The organism is Stenotrophomonas sp. YJH_SMC_20 (genome assembly GCF_059367845.1).
The window spans coordinates 119,339-133,084 of the sequence record NZ_JCAFRG010000013.1 but is presented as its reverse complement, the minus strand read 5'-3'; the positions used below and the strand labels follow the sequence as shown (position 1 = coordinate 133,084).

Below are 13,746 nucleotides of genomic sequence, written 5' to 3'. Positions count from 1 at the left end.
GCTGTGGCGACGAGCAACGGCTTTGACTGATGTGGACGTCTTGCAGGCCTCTTTGGCGACCTGCAGTTTGAAACGAGCGTCGTATCTGTTCATGTATCCCTCGGGGTTGGATCTGGCGTCCAACTCCCGGGGGGCACTTCAGGATGGGTTCACGGCGTCCCCGGCCTACCCACCCTCCCGGCCAGCCCACAGGAAACCGGCTTTCCGCGACCAACCAAACCACCCACGAGGGGCTGCGCCGTTGGCGGGAATCCCGTACTGATTCGTTAGCCGAAAGTTAAAGATCCGTAAGCATTCTGCTGCGATCCCGCCGTCATCTGCGTGCAACCGATCGTCATTAGCCTTCGTGACGTTCCAGTCAGGTTCGACGCGGTAAGCTCTCCCTCGATGAGCTCGCAGCATCGCTCATCGAGTGCAGTACGCAGTAGCAATTTGGAGGAATACATCACATGGCAATCGTTCTTTATGTCGGTGGTAGCAAGGATGGCGAGAAGGGCGTGGTGCCCTACGGCTTCAGCAAATCCCGCGCCGACACCGCGCTGGGGCCGGAGTTCTACACGGAGCGGTTCATGGAACTGCAGGGTGTCGGCAAGGTCCGCCTGATGGCCCTGGAAGGCATGCGTGACGAGATCGTCATGCAGCGCGCCGCCCGCCACTACCGCTGACCTTCGTAACACGCGGCAGGGCGCGCCCACCATCGCGCGCCCGCGCCGGCATCCCAGCCCAGGGCCAGTCCGGGCCCGCGCTTTGCCAGGATGCCGGCGTCCAATCCGGCTACGCCGCTGAACCTTGCGCCCTGTCAATGCCTTGTCCGGCTCCGTCGCGGGTTGCCAGAATGGGGTCTTCCCGTAATGCGGCACAGACCTGAAGCAATGCACGACGCCAAGAACGCCCAGAGCGCGCTCGCCCAGCAGATCGCCCAGACCATCGCCGACGAGATCGGTGCCCAGTCCGCCCAGGTGCGCGCCGCCGTCGGCCTGCTCGACGAGGGCGCCAGCGTTCCGTTCATCGCGCGCTACCGCAAGGAAGTGACCGGCGGCCTGGACGACACCCAGCTGCGCAACCTGGAAGTGCGCCTGACCTACCTGCGCGAGCTGGAGGACCGTCGCGCAGCGGTGCTGGCCAGCATCGGCGAACAGGGCAAGCTCAGCGACGAACTGCGCAACGACATCCTGGCCGCCGATACCAAGAGCCGTCTGGAAGACCTGTACCTGCCGTACAAGCCCAAGCGCCGTACCCGCGCCCAGATCGCCCGCGAGGCGGGGCTGGAGCCGCTGGCCGATGGCCTGCTGGCCGACCCGACGCAGGACCCGCAGAGCTTTGCGGCCAGCTTCGTCAATGCCGACAATGGCGTGGCCGACATCAAGGCTGCGCTGGAAGGTGCGCGCGCGATCCTGATGGAGCGCTGGGGTGAAGACGCCGCGCTGGTCGGCGAACTGCGCACCTGGCTGGGCGAAACCGGCGTGATCCGCGCGCGCGTGGCCGAGGGCAAGGAAACCGAAGGCGCCAAGTACCGCGATTACTTCGATCACGCCGAGTCGTTGGCGAAGATTCCCTCGCACCGGCTGCTGGCGCTGTTTCGCGCGCGCCGCGAGGAGATCCTGTTCCTGGAGCTGGACCCCGGCAGTGATGCCGAGGCCGGCCACCAGTACGCCGAAGGGCGCGTGGCGCGCAGGGCCGGCATCGCCGACCAGGGCCGCGCCGCCGACCGCTGGCTGCTGGACGCCTGCCGGCTCACCTGGCGCGCCAAGCTGCACACGCACCTGCTGCTGGACCTGTTCAACCAGGCCCGCGAGAAGGCCGAAGCCGAGGCCATCGCGGTGTTCGGCGACAACCTGAAGGACCTGTTGCTGGCAGCACCCGCCGGCCCGAAGACCGTGCTCGGACTGGACCCGGGCATCCGCACCGGCTGCAAGATCGCCGTGGTCGATGCCACCGGCAAGCTGGTGGCCACCGACACCATCTACCCGCACGAGCCGCGTCGCCAGTGGGAGCAGTCGCTGCAGACGATCAAGCAGCTGTGCGCCAAGCACAACGTGGAACTGATCGCGATCGGCAACGGCACCGCCAGCCGTGAAACCGACAAGCTGGCCGGCGAAGCGATCAAGGCCGCTGGCAACCCGAAGCTGCAGAAGGTGGTGGTCAGCGAGGCCGGCGCGTCGGTGTACTCGGCGTCCGAGTTCGCGGCCAGGGAGTTCCCGGAGCTGGACGTGTCGCTACGTGGGGCGGTGTCGATCGCCCGCCGCCTGCAGGACCCGCTGGCCGAACTGGTGAAGATCGAACCCAAGGCCATCGGTGTCGGCCAGTACCAGCACGATGTGGACCAGTACCGTCTGGCGCGCGCGCTGGATGCCCGCGTGGAGGACTGCGTGAACGCGGTGGGCGTGTACGTGAACACCGCTTCGGCTGCACTGTTGTCGCGGGTGTCCGGCCTGTCGGCCACGGTGGCCGAGAACATCGTGCGCCACCGTGATGCGAACGGCCCGTTCAAGCGCCGCAAGGACCTGCTGAAGGTGGCGCGCCTGGGCGAGAAGACCTTTGAACAGTGCGCGGGCTTCCTACGCATTGCCGACGGTGATGAGCCGCTGGATGCTTCGGCGGTACACCCCGAGGCCTACCCGGTGGTCGAGCGCATCGTGGCCAGCACCGCGCGCCCGATCAAGGCGCTGATCGGTGATGGCAGCTTCCTGCGTGGCCTGAAGGCCGAGCAGTTCACCGATGCCACCTTCGGCGTGCCGACCGTGCGTGACATCCTCAAGGAACTGGAGAAGCCGGGCCGAGACCCACGCCCCGAGTTCAAGGCGGCACGCTTCGCCGAGGGCGTCGAGGACATCAAGGATCTGCGCGAGGGCATGGTGCTCGAGGGTGTGGTAAGCAACGTGGCGGCCTTTGGTGCCTTCGTCGATATCGGTGTGCACCAGGATGGCCTGATCCACATTTCGGCCCTGTCCGATACGTTCGTGAAGGACCCGCGCGACGTGGTCAAGGCCGGCGATATCGTCAAGGTGAAGGTGCTGGAGGTGGACGTGGCGCGCAAGCGCATCGCCCTGACCCGGCGACTGGACGATACCCCCGGCCAAGCCACCAGCCGCCCGGGCCAGCGTGATGAGCGCGGCCATGGGCAGGGTCCGCGCCGCGATGCAGGCGGCCAGAACCGCGGGCCGAACCGGGGCCAGGGCAATGGAGGCCGTCCCGCCGCGTCCGCGCCCCCGGCCAACAACGCCCTGGCCGAGGCCTTCGCCCGCGCCAAGCGCAGTTGAGGACCGTGTTCCCCGTCACGCTTGATTCGTGGCGGGGGACTTGTCGATTTTCCCCGTGATTGCGCACACTTGCGCCTGAGGGGAGGCGTCCGGCCACCCCGCTGTTGCTGGGGAGGGCCATGACGCCAGCAGGACCCGTCGTCTTCGTTGAGGTCTGCAGCGTCGCGCTGCGGCCGCGGCCTCCCTGTGCGGGCCGGGGTACGGGTTGATGGCCGGCCAGGGAACCAACGGCAACGGGTTGCTGGAGCGGCGCCTGCAGGCGCTGGCCGAAGAGCGTCGTCGCCTGGCGATGATCATTGACGGCACCGCCGCCGGCACCTGGGAGTGGAACGTGCAGACCGGCGAGATGCGGGTCAATGCGCGCTGGGCGGAGATCGTCGGTTATCGCCTGGAAGAGCTGGAGCCGGTGTGCCAGAAGACGTTCCTGAAGCTGGTCCATCCCGATGACATCGTCCTGTCTGACGCGGCACTTGAGGATCATTTTGAAGGCCGCAGCGACAACTATGTCTGCCTGCTCCGCATGCGCCACAAGAACGGCCAGTGGATATGGATCCACGACCGTGGCCGCGTGTTCGAATGGGATGGGCAGGGACGACCGCTGTGGATGGCCGGTGCGCATGCCGACGTGACCGAGCTGCAGCAGGCGCGGCAGGACGCCGCCGAAAGCCGGCAGCGGCTGCAGGCCGTGGTCGATGCGTCCGACGAGGTGGCGGTGATCGCGACCGATACCGAAGGCACCATTACCCTGTTCAATACCGGTGCGCAACGCCTGCTGGGATACAGCGCGGAGGAAGTGGTCGGACAGCGGCGACTGGGTGATTTCCACGATCCGGACGAGTTGGCGGCATGGCTGCGCCCGCTGGCGGCTGCGGACGGACGCCTGCCGGGCGCGTTTGAAGCCCTCAGCGCTCGTGCCGATGCGCAGACCTATTCAAGGCAATGGACATTGCGGCGCAAGGACGGCCAGCCACGCCAGGTGCGCCTGTCGATCAGCCGCATGGATGGTGCCGGCGGCGCGCGCATCGGCTACGTCGGCATGTCCATCGACATCACCGAGATCCTGCAGGCACGTGCCGAAGCACGCCTGGCGGCGGAGAAATTCGCCGGTGCGTTCACGTCGGCGGCGCTGGGCATGGCGCTGGTGTCGCTGGAGGGGCGCTGGCTGGACGTCAATGACGCCCTGTGCCGGATCCTGGGCTACCCCCGCGAGGAACTGCTGCAGGTTGATTTCCAACGCCTGACCCACCCCGATGACCTGCAGGCCGACCTGGCCCTGGTGCAGGATCTGCTGGCCGGGCGGCGCAGTCACTATCACCTGGAAAAGCGCTATCTCGATCGCGACGGCAAGGTGATCTGGGCGCGGCTGTCGGTCTCGCTGGTGCGCAACGAGCATGGCGAGCCGCTGCATTTCGTGTCGCAGATCCAGGACATCAGCGCCCAGCGCAGCAGCGAACAGCGCCTGTTCGAGAGCGAGCAGCGCAGCCGCATCACCCTCGATGCCGTGGCCGATCTGGTGCTCAGCGTCAGTCTGGACGGTCGTATCGATTACGCCAACGCCGCTGCTGTCCGCACCCTCGCCGGTGATGGCGCGCTGTCGCTGGCAGGGCACAACGTGCAGGACGTACTGGCGCTGACCACCGAATACGCGCCCGGCTCGGTGCTTGATGTATCCGTGCTGCTGGACCCGGAAAGCAATGCGGTGGACCTGCATGCCGACCTTCTGCTGCGCCTGGGCACGGCCACGATCCCGGTCGATCTGACCCGCGCCTGGCTGCGCGATGACGAGGGCCATGTGCGCGGCGCGGTGTGGGTGCTGCGCGACGACACCCAGCAGCGGGCGCGGCAGCGCGAAGCCCGCCACCTGGCCGAGATCGATCCGCTGACCGAGCTGAGCAACCGTCGTGGCTTCGAGGTGCATCTGCAGCAGGCGATCACCCGCGTGGAGCGTACCGGCCAGGCCGCCTCGCTGATGTACATCGACCTGGACCGCTTCAAGCCGGTCAACGACACCTGGGGCCATCTGGCCGGTGACGCCGTGCTGTGGGCGGTGGCCAGCGTGCTGCGCCACGGCGTGCGGGATTCGGACGTGGTGGCGCGGCTGGGTGGGGATGAGTTCGCGGTGATCCTGTCCGGTTGCACGCCGCGTCGTGCAGCGCGCATTGGCGGCGAGCTGCTGCACACCCTTGCGTCGCTGTCGATTCCGTGGGACCAGGACCGCCTGCATGTGGGCGCCAGCATCGGCATCGCGCCCTTGACGGGCGGGATGAGCGTCGACCAGGCCGTGGCGGCGGCCGATGCCCAGTGCTACCGGGCCAAGGCAATGGGCCGCAACAACGTGCAGGTACAGGGCGAGGCGAGTGAGCTGCCGGGCGGCGACATCGATCCGACCGAGGGCTGATCTCAACCTGTGAGAGGGCGTGCGCGAATACTCCGCGCACTTCCCCTCCTACAGGTGGTCCCATGAATGTCTGCAACCCGGTGACGCTGCGTGCCTACGCCCCGGCAATGGTCGGCTGGTGCCTGGCCCTGGCCGCCTGCCTGCGTGCGGAACAGCTGCGCGGCGACCTGCACGCGCAGGCCCTGCTGCCGGTGCTGCAGGGCGGCGCGGTCGCCTTGCTGGTGTTCACGCTGTCCTGCATCGGTGCCGCCAGCATCATGCTGTGGCGGGCGGGCAGGAACGCGGTGGAGTGATGCGGCGGATGGTTACCGCATCCCCCATGCGCAGTTGCGTCAGCGCAGTACTTCATCCGAACTGACCAGCTGCACGTCATGCATCAGGTTGAGGTAAGCCTCGTAATAGCCCTTGTGTGACGCGCCGACGATGGTCAGCATGCGGGTGCCTGGATGCTGGCCGAGCACGTCGCGCATGTTGGCGACCATGCGCAGGTTACGGGTTTCCCAGTAGCCCAGGTAGTTGCGGCCGAAGCCTTCCGGTGAGGGTTCGACAAGCGTCGCGCCGAAGTCGCTGTTGAACGCCACCATCGCGGTCTCGGGTGCGTTGTAGGCGCGATACATCGCGAGCAATCCTTCCGGCTGAACAAGATTGGCTCCGAGCCGTTCATCAGCCGCCCTGCGTGCTTTGACGAAGGCGTTGTCCCAGGCGCCGCGTATGGCGGCAGCGTAGGCCTTCTGCTGCGATTCCGGTGTGGGCGAATCCGCAGTGTGGTCGTCCACCGACCACAGGCGCTCCAGTCCGAGGCGTGCGGCAAGCACGCCGGCCACCAGGACGGCCTCGTTGCGGCGGGTCATGCGCGTGTCGAGGAACTGCACCAGCTCCGGAGTCAGGCTGTCGGCCGCACGGCGCTCTTCCCGGGGCAGCCGCAGCCATTGGACGACTGCCGAGCTGTTCTCGCCCGCAGCCAGGAAGACTGCAGCCAAGCGACGTCGCTGGGCAGCGCTTGGCGCCTTGGGCCAATCTGCAAGCAGGCGTTCCATTTCCACGTTGGCGCTGGGCACGTCCAGACCGGTGGCGGCCTGCGCCGGTGCCGGATCGACGCAGTAGTCCGCGACGCTCTCCGCGTATCGGGCCGGATTGCGGCGCATGAAGTCACACTGCAGGCCGGACAGGTTCTCCACTGCGATCGCGGTGGGCCGCCAGGCTTCCAGGCGCTGCAGCAGAGGTTCCAGCATCGCCGGCGTGAAGGTCTCCGGCAGGCTGGACAGGTGTGGGCTGCCCAGCACCAGCACTTCGTTCGGGCGTCCTGCGGGCGGTCCCTTCAGCTGGTCCGGGTGGAAGGCCGGTCGATAGGCGGTGCCGGTGGCCAGCGCATTGCTGCTGCATAGGGCCAGGAGAAGAAGGCTGGCAAAGCGAGGGAACATGCGATCTCCATGTAGATGAGCATCCTGCGGGACCTTCATGCTGGTCGTTTTCCCCTGCGGGCGAACCCCGCATCGGTCATGTAAACCTTTTTTCCTTGAGCTGCATCCTTCTGTCGGCGATGTGGTCGGCTGCCTCCCGGCGCCTGCGCTGTACAGCGTTCCGCCAACCGGTGGCGGAACGGATCCGGTCCAGCCGTTCATTGGCCCAATGCCTTGGTGTGAGGGCGGGGACACGTGAGAAAGGTGTGAAGTACACGGCAATTGTCCACCGCATTCCGCCTGTAATGGACGGAGTTGCGACGGACGTCGCGGAATGCCGCTAAAGCGGCCGACGGCATCGCCGATACTCCCTCTGGATCCCGCTCCAGTTACCCGCCGCAGGACCCCAGACTGCCCCTGATGGGCGGTCCGCGCAGTGTGTTCCGCCGCTTCCAGATGCCGATCGCAGCCGCAGCAGACGTTCTTGGCAGTCGCTCGAGAGGTGCCGGTTGGCACCTGTAGTCCCTGGCAACTGATGTTGCCGCCGGGCATCCCGCCCGTCGGGTCACAACCGCTTACCGGACACCGAGGATCAGACAATGCTCATTCCAGGCTTCACGGCGGGCGCGCAGGCGCCGGCCGAGCTGCATACCCGTTGGTCGCCGTGGCGTGCGCTGCTTGGCGTACTGGCGCCACAGCAACGCACCCGCACAGAGAAGGCGGTGACCGACCGGACCGAGCTGGAAGCGCAGGTGGCCGCGCTGCATCGCGTGCAGGCCGTCATCGAGTTCGCGCTCGACGGAACCATCCTGCAGGCCAATGACAATTTCCTGCAGGCGATGGGGTACCGGCTGGAGGAGATTCAGGGCAGGCATCATTCCCTGTTCGTCGACCCCGAGCAGGCGCGCAGCGCCGAGTACCGCGACTTCTGGGCGCGCTTGGGGCGCGGCGAATACGACGCCGGGCAGTACCGCCGGTTCGGCAAGGGCCAGCGCGAGATCTGGATCCAGGCCTCGTACAACCCGGTGCTGGACCGCCAGGGGCGGCCGTACAAGGTGGTCAAGTTCGCGACCGACATCACCGCGCAGAAGCTGCAGGCGGCCGACTCGGCGGGGCAACTGGCCGCGATCGCCAAGTCGCAGGCGGTGATCGAGTTCAGCATGGATGGCCGCATCCTGTCGGCCAACGACAATTTCCTCGCCGCCACCGGCTACAGCCTGGACGAGGTGCGCGGACAGCACCATTCGTTGTTTGTCGAGCCCGGGCATCGCAGCAGCGTGGAATATCGCCAGTTCTGGGAGAAACTTGGGCGCGGCGAATATGATGCGGGCCAGTATCGGCGCCTGGGCAAGGACGGGCGCGAGGTCTGGATCCAGGCTTCCTACAACCCCATCCTGGACCTCAACGGAAAGCCGTTCAAGGTCGTGAAGTATGCCGCCGACATCACCGCGCAGGTGCACGAGAACCAGGCCATGCAGCGCGCCGTGGCGCAGACCCGAGAGGTGGTGGCTGCCGCCAAGCTGGGTGACCTGACCCAGCGCGTAGCCACCGCCGACAAGAGCGGGCCGATTGCCGAGTTGTGCGAAGGCGTGAATTCGCTGGTCGAGGCGATGGCCGCGATCATCGGCCAGATCAAGTTCGCGGCCGACACCATCGCCGTGGGTGCGACTGAAATCGCGCAGGGCAACAGCGACCTGTCGCAGCGCACCGAGCAGCAGGCGGCCTCGCTGGAGGAGACTGCGGTGTCGATGAAGGGTCTTGCCGAGACGGTGCAGCGCACCGCAACCAATGCCCGCCAGGCCAGCCAGCTGGCCGGTGGGGCAGCCGATGTCGCCGCGCGGGGCGGCAATGTGGTGCATGAGGTGGTCGAGACGATGGCGGTGATCAATGCCTCATCGCGGCGCATCGTCGACATCATCGGGGTGATCGACGGCATCGCCTTCCAGACCAACATTCTTGCGCTGAACGCAGCGGTGGAGGCCGCGCGCGCCGGTGAACATGGTCGTGGCTTCGCCGTGGTTGCCACCGAGATCCGTGAGCTGTCGCAGCGTTCGGCCAGCGCAGCCAAGGAGATCAAGCACCTGATCGATGCGTCGGTGGCCAATGTCGGCGCCGGTACCGCGCAGGTCGAGAGCGCGGGCCGCACCATGGATGAGATTGTGACAAACGTGCGCCGGGTCAGTGACCTGATGAGCGAAATCAGCACGGCCGCGCAGCAGCAGAGCGACGATATCCAGCAGATGAACCAGGCCGTCGATCTGATTGACCAGGGCACCCAGCAGAATGCCGCGTTGGTCGAGGAGGCATCGGCGGCGGCACGCAGCATGGAAGAACAGTCGGCGCAGCTGCTGCAGACCGTGGCCAGCTTCCGCGTGCAGAGCGCGGCAGGGCAGCGGCAGGGAGCGGCGGCGCTGCACGCCGTCTAGGCCCGGCGGTTGCATCTGTCTTCCGTAGTATCTGCGTCGCCATATACGCGGTTGCGCCCGGCGCGTTTGGCCCGATACAGGGCCTGGTCGGCGCGTTCGACCAGGTCGCGCGGATCGTGCTCTTCGCCCGGTGCCTGCCACGCCACGCCGACGCTGATGGTGACGGTGGCCTCGGGGGCGGGCAGGGCAGCCGCTTCGACCGAAGCGCGGACCCGCTCGCCCAGGGCCATGGCGTGGGCGGCATCGGGCGAGGGCAGGGCAGCGATGAACTCCTCGCCGCCATAGCGGGCCAGCAGATCGTCACCCCGTTGCAGGCAGCCATCAAGAATGGCGGCGACCGACTGCAGGCGCTGATCTCCTTCCGGGTGGCCATAGGTGTCATTGAGGCGCTTGAAGTGGTCGATATCGATCATGAGAACGGCCAGGCCCAGACCTTGGCGCCGCGCGCGGCGGTGGGCCGCGCCAAGCGATTCATCGAAGCTGCGTCGGTTGCCCAGGCCGGTCAGTGGATCACGCCGTGCCAGTTTTTCCAGCTCGTCGCGCTGGCGCTGGATCTCCACCTGGCTCAGCACGCTGCGCAGGGCATAGCCGAGCAGGGAGCCGATGAAGCCGACCGTGGCCAGGGTCGGCTGCAGGCGCGCGACCAGAAGCGCCACCAGCATCAGCAGCAATGGCAGCATCAATGGTACGCCGGCATCGATGATGCGCCGCAGGCTGCGGGATACCTCCACTGTCGGGTAGCGACGATGGCTGCCCGCCAGGGTGGCCAGCAGCACGAACAGTCCACTGATCAGCAGGTCGCCCCAACTGCCGTCGGGCACCTGCGGCTGATAGGTATTGATGTAGAAGGCCAGCAGGAAGTAGCCCAGCGCGTAGATCGTCAGAGTCCGGAAAAAATCGCGGCGGTCCGGATCGTCCTCGGCCAGGAAACGGATCAGTGCGAAGCAGAACACCAGGCTGTTCTGCATGCTGCTCATGGTGTTCAGGCACTGCGTCCACAAGGCGGTGTTCAGCGGCGCCATGGCCCGCGCATGCAGGTAGTACAGCAGCCAAAGCAGGGCAATGATCCCGAGGTCCACCGCACGGACGTAGCGGTTCCCGCCACCCGGGCTTGCAGCGACGTAGGTCAAGGGGATCCGGTAGAACACGTACAGGATCAGTGTTGAGGCGGTCATCTGCGCAGGGGCCAGGCCGGCCACATTGCGGTACAGCAGGGCCAGCAGGGCCAGCGAGAACAGGCCCACGGCCGCGCCCAGCGTCCGCCATTTGCAGGCGGCCTGGTGGCTGTCACGTGCACGCCGCACGCAGGCCAGTGCAGCCAGCAGCGGTGCGGTGATCAGCATCAGGTAGGAGCCGACCGGGTCCTGCGGGCCGATAAAGGCGATGACGAGCGCGTGCGTAACCAGAAAAAACAGCGCCGCACGCAACGTCATGCATTCCCCCACCCCCAGCTCCGGCTGGGATCACGATAGGCAGAAGCACGTGAGGCTTGCAAGAAAAGTGTGCGCTGTGTCTATTTAAATACTTGCCGGAAGTCGCAGTTGCGTTCCTCTGTGTTGGCGCGAAGCCTGTGCCGCGGGCGTTCATCCAGAAGGCACGGGTGTCCCCACGCGGTCGAGGGTGCAGCCGCGCTTGGCCACGCCCGGCAGTGAGAAGCAGCGCGACCAGGGCGTCGTGTCATCCGCGTGAGGTGGACGCAGCCGTGCGGTCGGGATCTCGGGGAGCGAGGGCAGGGCGGGCGTTGGCATCGATCCCAGTTCCGGCGCCCGGCACTGGAAATGCAGAAGGCCAGGTCAGGGACCTGGCCTTTGATGCAGTGGTGCCGGTGAAAGGACTCGAACCTTCATGGGGTTACCCCCGGCTGATTTTGAGTCAGCTGCGTATACCATTCCGCCACACCGGCAGGCAGCGTGCGAGTGTAACCGAGGTCGGCAGGGCTTTCATAGAGGCAAGGCCAATCGGGGCGCTTCCTGTCGGCATCGGCTCTGTGGTGGCTATACTGCGCCGGCTTGAATGCCTCCAGGAGCGGTGCCGGATGACAGTGTTGCAGGACCTGAGGGTGCTGGTGGTCGAGAACGACGAGATGAGCGCAGCCTTGCTGCAGATGCAGCTGGTGCATGCCGGCGCGACCGTGGTCGGGTTGGCGGCGAGCGTGGCTGAAGCATTGCGCATGCTGGAAGACTCGACCCCGGATGTGGCCCTGCTGGACTATCGCCTGGCCCGCAATGAGACCAGCGAGCCAGTGGCGGCAGCACTGTCGGCGCGCGGCGTACCATTCGTGCTCGCCACCGGAATGCTGGCTGAGCAGCTGCCCGAGTCGATGCTGGCCGGAGTACTGCTGGTCAAGCCGTATCTGTCGGCGGATCTGACCAGGGCGCTGGCCCGTGCGGTGGGTCGTTCCAGCGCAACGGCGTGAGAACGGCGCTTCAGCCGGCCTCCTCGTACACGTAGCGGATGTCCTCGCGGTCGTCGAGGACGCGGTACTGCCCGGCCAGGTTGTCCGGATCGGGATTGAGCCACGCATCCAGATGCTCCCTGCGGATCGGTATCACGCCGCGATCGTGACCTGCGGCGGCGACATCGCGTGGCGGGGTGTCGGTGATCGTGGCGAACGAGAGCAGGCGGCCTTCCGGTCCCTCCCATTCCGCCCAAAGGCAGGCCAGCAGCAGGTCACGTGGCGGATCGGGGCGGAACTCGAGCACCACGTCCTGTTCCTTCTCGTCGGCACCCAGCATCCGGCCGGCGATGGCATGGCGTGGGACGTGCTCATAGAACGCCTGCACCACCACGACGCCGTGGCGCAGGCCAAACGCACCGCGCCAATAGCCTTCCAGGCTGTCGCGCCTGGCGTTGTAGGTGCCGGGGTACAGGACATCGTTGCGCGCCGTCTTGTCCGGCAGCCGGCATTGGTAGCGCATCGGCTTGATCACGCGTTTGCCGCCATCGCTGACCATGACCGGTGCATAGGTGCCGGGAAAGATGCGGTTGTCGCGTGGCAGCTGCTGCACCCGGTGCAGGTCTTCCAGTCGGGCTTGCGCGCGGCCGATGCGGTTGCCGGCCACGCGCAGGTCGTTGCGGGCTTTCTGGGTGGGGCGGGTCGCCAGCGTGGCATTGGCGATATCGCGTCGCTCGCGCTGGCGGGCCAGTTCCGCTTCCAGTTGCTGCCGTTCCTGCGCATGCCACTGCTGGATTTTCGCGACGATATCGCGGCCCTGCTCGGTGCGCGCGCCGGCAAAGCCGTCGTCCATGGCCTTCGGGGTCTTCGGTCGCTTCTTGCCGGGATCGTGCGCGTACAGCTCGGCGAACTCTTCCAGCGACAGGATGGCACCGAATTCGCGCACCAGCTTGGCGTAGTCGGCGCGGATCAGGGCGGAGTAGCACATGGGAACTCTGCGGGCGTGGGTCGCAGCGGCTGCGACATGGATAAGGCAGGATAGCCCGACCTACAGGGAGATAGCGCATGAATGATTCCGTCGCCTGCCAGTTCCGCGACGCCGTGCCCACGGTTGAAGACTATTGCCAGCTGCGTGTACTGGCGGGCCTCAGTGCCAAGAGCCAGGAGGCGGCGGCACGCGCGCTGCCCAATACCCTGTATGGCGTGTGTGCCTACCAGGGCAACGAGCTGGTGGCGATGGGACGCATCGTCGGCGATGGCGGCTGCCACCTGCAGGTCTGCGATATCGCCGTGTTGCCGCGCCTGCAGGGGCAGGGCCTGGGCAAGGAGGTGATGCGTCGCCTGGATGGTTGGATGCAGGCCAACCTGCCGCCATCGGCATATGTCAGCCTTCTGGCAGATGGCGAAGCGCACCGTTTGTACGCGCGGTTTGGTTTCGCTCCCACCGCGCCTGCATCGATCGGGATGTACCGGCGGTTCTGAAGGCGGGTGGCGGTGAGGGCATCCACGCATGGCGTGGATCTACCCGGGCCCTGCAGTAGATCCACGCCATGCGTGGACAGGGCCTTCCCAGGAATCACAGGCAAAGAAAAACCCCGACCAGGGTCGGGGTTTTCAAGAATTGGCGTCCCCACGGGGATTCGAACCCCGGTCGCCACCGTGAAAGGGTGATGTCCTAGGCCTCTAGACGATGGGGACGCACGAAAACTTCAAGTTGTAGATGCTTCGACGGCCTAATGTCGAAGTGGTGGAGCCAAGCGGGATCGAACCGCTGACCTCCTGCATGCCATGCAGGCGCTCTCCCAGCTGAGCTATGGCCCCAGTGAAACTCCGGATGATCTGCCGGGAGCAGAGTCCGTTTTGAAAC

Annotated in this window: 11 protein-coding genes and 3 tRNA genes; 7 read left to right on the top strand and 7 right to left on the bottom strand. The window is 66.4% G+C overall.

Annotated elements, in window-relative coordinates; all coding sequences use genetic code 11:
• Window positions 1-93 (bottom strand): transposase (locus AC5P6A_RS19110; protein WP_332328542.1); only part of this gene is annotated, 93 nt, incomplete at its 3' end.
• A 356-nt stretch (window positions 94-449) separates the two neighbouring features.
• Between AC5P6A_RS19110 and AC5P6A_RS19105 the strand changes: the two genes are divergently transcribed.
• The 4 genes from AC5P6A_RS19105 (at window position 450) to AC5P6A_RS19090 (ending at window position 5,951) form a co-directional block, all read left to right on the top strand.
• Window positions 450-665 carry a hypothetical protein gene (locus tag AC5P6A_RS19105; protein ID WP_005410085.1) on the top strand — a complete coding sequence of 72 codons (216 nt, stop codon included), beginning with the start codon at window positions 450-452 and terminating at the stop codon, window positions 663-665.
• Window positions 666-872: 207 nt separating this feature from the next.
• Window positions 873-3,260: a Tex-like N-terminal domain-containing protein gene (locus AC5P6A_RS19100; protein WP_180877633.1), complete on the top strand. Its 2,388-nt coding sequence runs from the start codon at window positions 873-875 to the stop codon at window positions 3,258-3,260.
• Between the two features lie 208 nt (window positions 3,261-3,468).
• A complete protein-coding gene (locus AC5P6A_RS19095; RefSeq protein WP_111099252.1) occupies window positions 3,469-5,658 on the top strand; it encodes a PAS domain S-box protein in 2,190 nt (729 codons plus the stop codon).
• 62 nt (window positions 5,659-5,720) lie between these two features.
• On the top strand, window positions 5,721-5,951 hold the full coding sequence (locus AC5P6A_RS19090; protein WP_019660256.1) for a hypothetical protein: 231 nt from the start codon (window positions 5,721-5,723) through the stop codon (window positions 5,949-5,951).
• A 39-nt stretch (window positions 5,952-5,990) separates the two neighbouring features.
• Here the strand turns inward: AC5P6A_RS19090 and AC5P6A_RS19085 are convergent, their stop codons facing one another.
• Window positions 5,991-7,079 carry a DUF5694 domain-containing protein gene (locus tag AC5P6A_RS19085; RefSeq protein WP_180877634.1) on the bottom strand — a complete coding sequence of 363 codons (1,089 nt, stop codon included), beginning with the start codon at window positions 7,077-7,079 and terminating at the stop codon, window positions 5,991-5,993.
• Between the two features lie 578 nt (window positions 7,080-7,657).
• Here AC5P6A_RS19085 and AC5P6A_RS19080 point away from each other — a divergent pair.
• A complete protein-coding gene (locus tag AC5P6A_RS19080; RefSeq protein WP_180877635.1) occupies window positions 7,658-9,484 on the top strand; it encodes a methyl-accepting chemotaxis protein in 1,827 nt (608 codons plus the stop codon).
• Here the strand turns inward: AC5P6A_RS19080 and AC5P6A_RS19075 are convergent.
• Both AC5P6A_RS19075 and AC5P6A_RS19070 read right to left on the bottom strand, forming a co-directional pair.
• A complete protein-coding gene (locus AC5P6A_RS19075; RefSeq protein ID WP_134730749.1) occupies window positions 9,481-10,917 on the bottom strand; it encodes a GGDEF domain-containing protein in 1,437 nt (478 codons plus the stop codon). The genes AC5P6A_RS19080 and AC5P6A_RS19075 overlap by 4 nt on opposite strands.
• A gap of 384 nt (window positions 10,918-11,301) precedes the next feature.
• Window positions 11,302-11,387 (bottom strand) — tRNA-Leu (locus tag AC5P6A_RS19070).
• A 132-nt stretch (window positions 11,388-11,519) separates the two neighbouring features.
• Here AC5P6A_RS19070 and AC5P6A_RS19065 point away from each other — a divergent pair.
• On the top strand, window positions 11,520-11,900 hold the full coding sequence (locus tag AC5P6A_RS19065; RefSeq protein WP_346715245.1) for a response regulator: 381 nt from the start codon (window positions 11,520-11,522) through the stop codon (window positions 11,898-11,900).
• A gap of 10 nt (window positions 11,901-11,910) precedes the next feature.
• Here AC5P6A_RS19065 and AC5P6A_RS19060 read toward each other — a convergent pair whose 3' ends face one another.
• Window positions 11,911-12,867, bottom strand: a complete 957-nt coding sequence (locus tag AC5P6A_RS19060) for an SOS response-associated peptidase family protein (RefSeq protein WP_346715246.1) — start codon at window positions 12,865-12,867, stop codon at window positions 11,911-11,913.
• Window positions 12,868-12,944: 77 nt separating this feature from the next.
• Here AC5P6A_RS19060 and AC5P6A_RS19055 point away from each other — a divergent pair, with 77 nt between their 5' ends.
• Window positions 12,945-13,361 (top strand): GNAT family N-acetyltransferase, encoded by a 417-nt coding sequence (locus AC5P6A_RS19055; protein WP_019660250.1) that lies wholly within the window; start codon window positions 12,945-12,947, stop codon window positions 13,359-13,361.
• A 140-nt stretch (window positions 13,362-13,501) separates the two neighbouring features.
• Here AC5P6A_RS19055 and AC5P6A_RS19050 read toward each other — a convergent pair.
• Window positions 13,502-13,577, bottom strand: a tRNA-Glu gene (locus AC5P6A_RS19050).
• Between the two features lie 47 nt (window positions 13,578-13,624).
• Window positions 13,625-13,700 (bottom strand) — tRNA-Ala (locus tag AC5P6A_RS19045).
• Window positions 13,701-13,746: the final 46 nt, after the last annotated feature.

Coding starts and splice junctions, on each gene's coding strand:
- AC5P6A_RS19105 (WP_005410085.1), top strand. CDS start 450: ATGGCAATCGTTCTTTATGTCGGTGGTAGCAAGGATGGCGAGAAGGGC.
- AC5P6A_RS19100 (WP_180877633.1), top strand. CDS start 873: ATGCACGACGCCAAGAACGCCCAGAGCGCGCTCGCCCAGCAGATCGCC.
- AC5P6A_RS19095 (WP_111099252.1), top strand. CDS start 3,469: ATGGCCGGCCAGGGAACCAACGGCAACGGGTTGCTGGAGCGGCGCCTG.
- AC5P6A_RS19090 (WP_019660256.1), top strand. CDS start 5,721: ATGAATGTCTGCAACCCGGTGACGCTGCGTGCCTACGCCCCGGCAATG.
- AC5P6A_RS19085 (WP_180877634.1), bottom strand. CDS start 7,079: ATGTTCCCTCGCTTTGCCAGCCTTCTTCTCCTGGCCCTATGCAGCAGC.
- AC5P6A_RS19080 (WP_180877635.1), top strand. CDS start 7,658: ATGCTCATTCCAGGCTTCACGGCGGGCGCGCAGGCGCCGGCCGAGCTG.
- AC5P6A_RS19075 (WP_134730749.1), bottom strand. CDS start 10,917: ATGACGTTGCGTGCGGCGCTGTTTTTTCTGGTTACGCACGCGCTCGTC.
- AC5P6A_RS19065 (WP_346715245.1), top strand. CDS start 11,520: ATGACAGTGTTGCAGGACCTGAGGGTGCTGGTGGTCGAGAACGACGAG.
- AC5P6A_RS19060 (WP_346715246.1), bottom strand. CDS start 12,867: ATGTGCTACTCCGCCCTGATCCGCGCCGACTACGCCAAGCTGGTGCGC.
- AC5P6A_RS19055 (WP_019660250.1), top strand. CDS start 12,945: ATGAATGATTCCGTCGCCTGCCAGTTCCGCGACGCCGTGCCCACGGTT.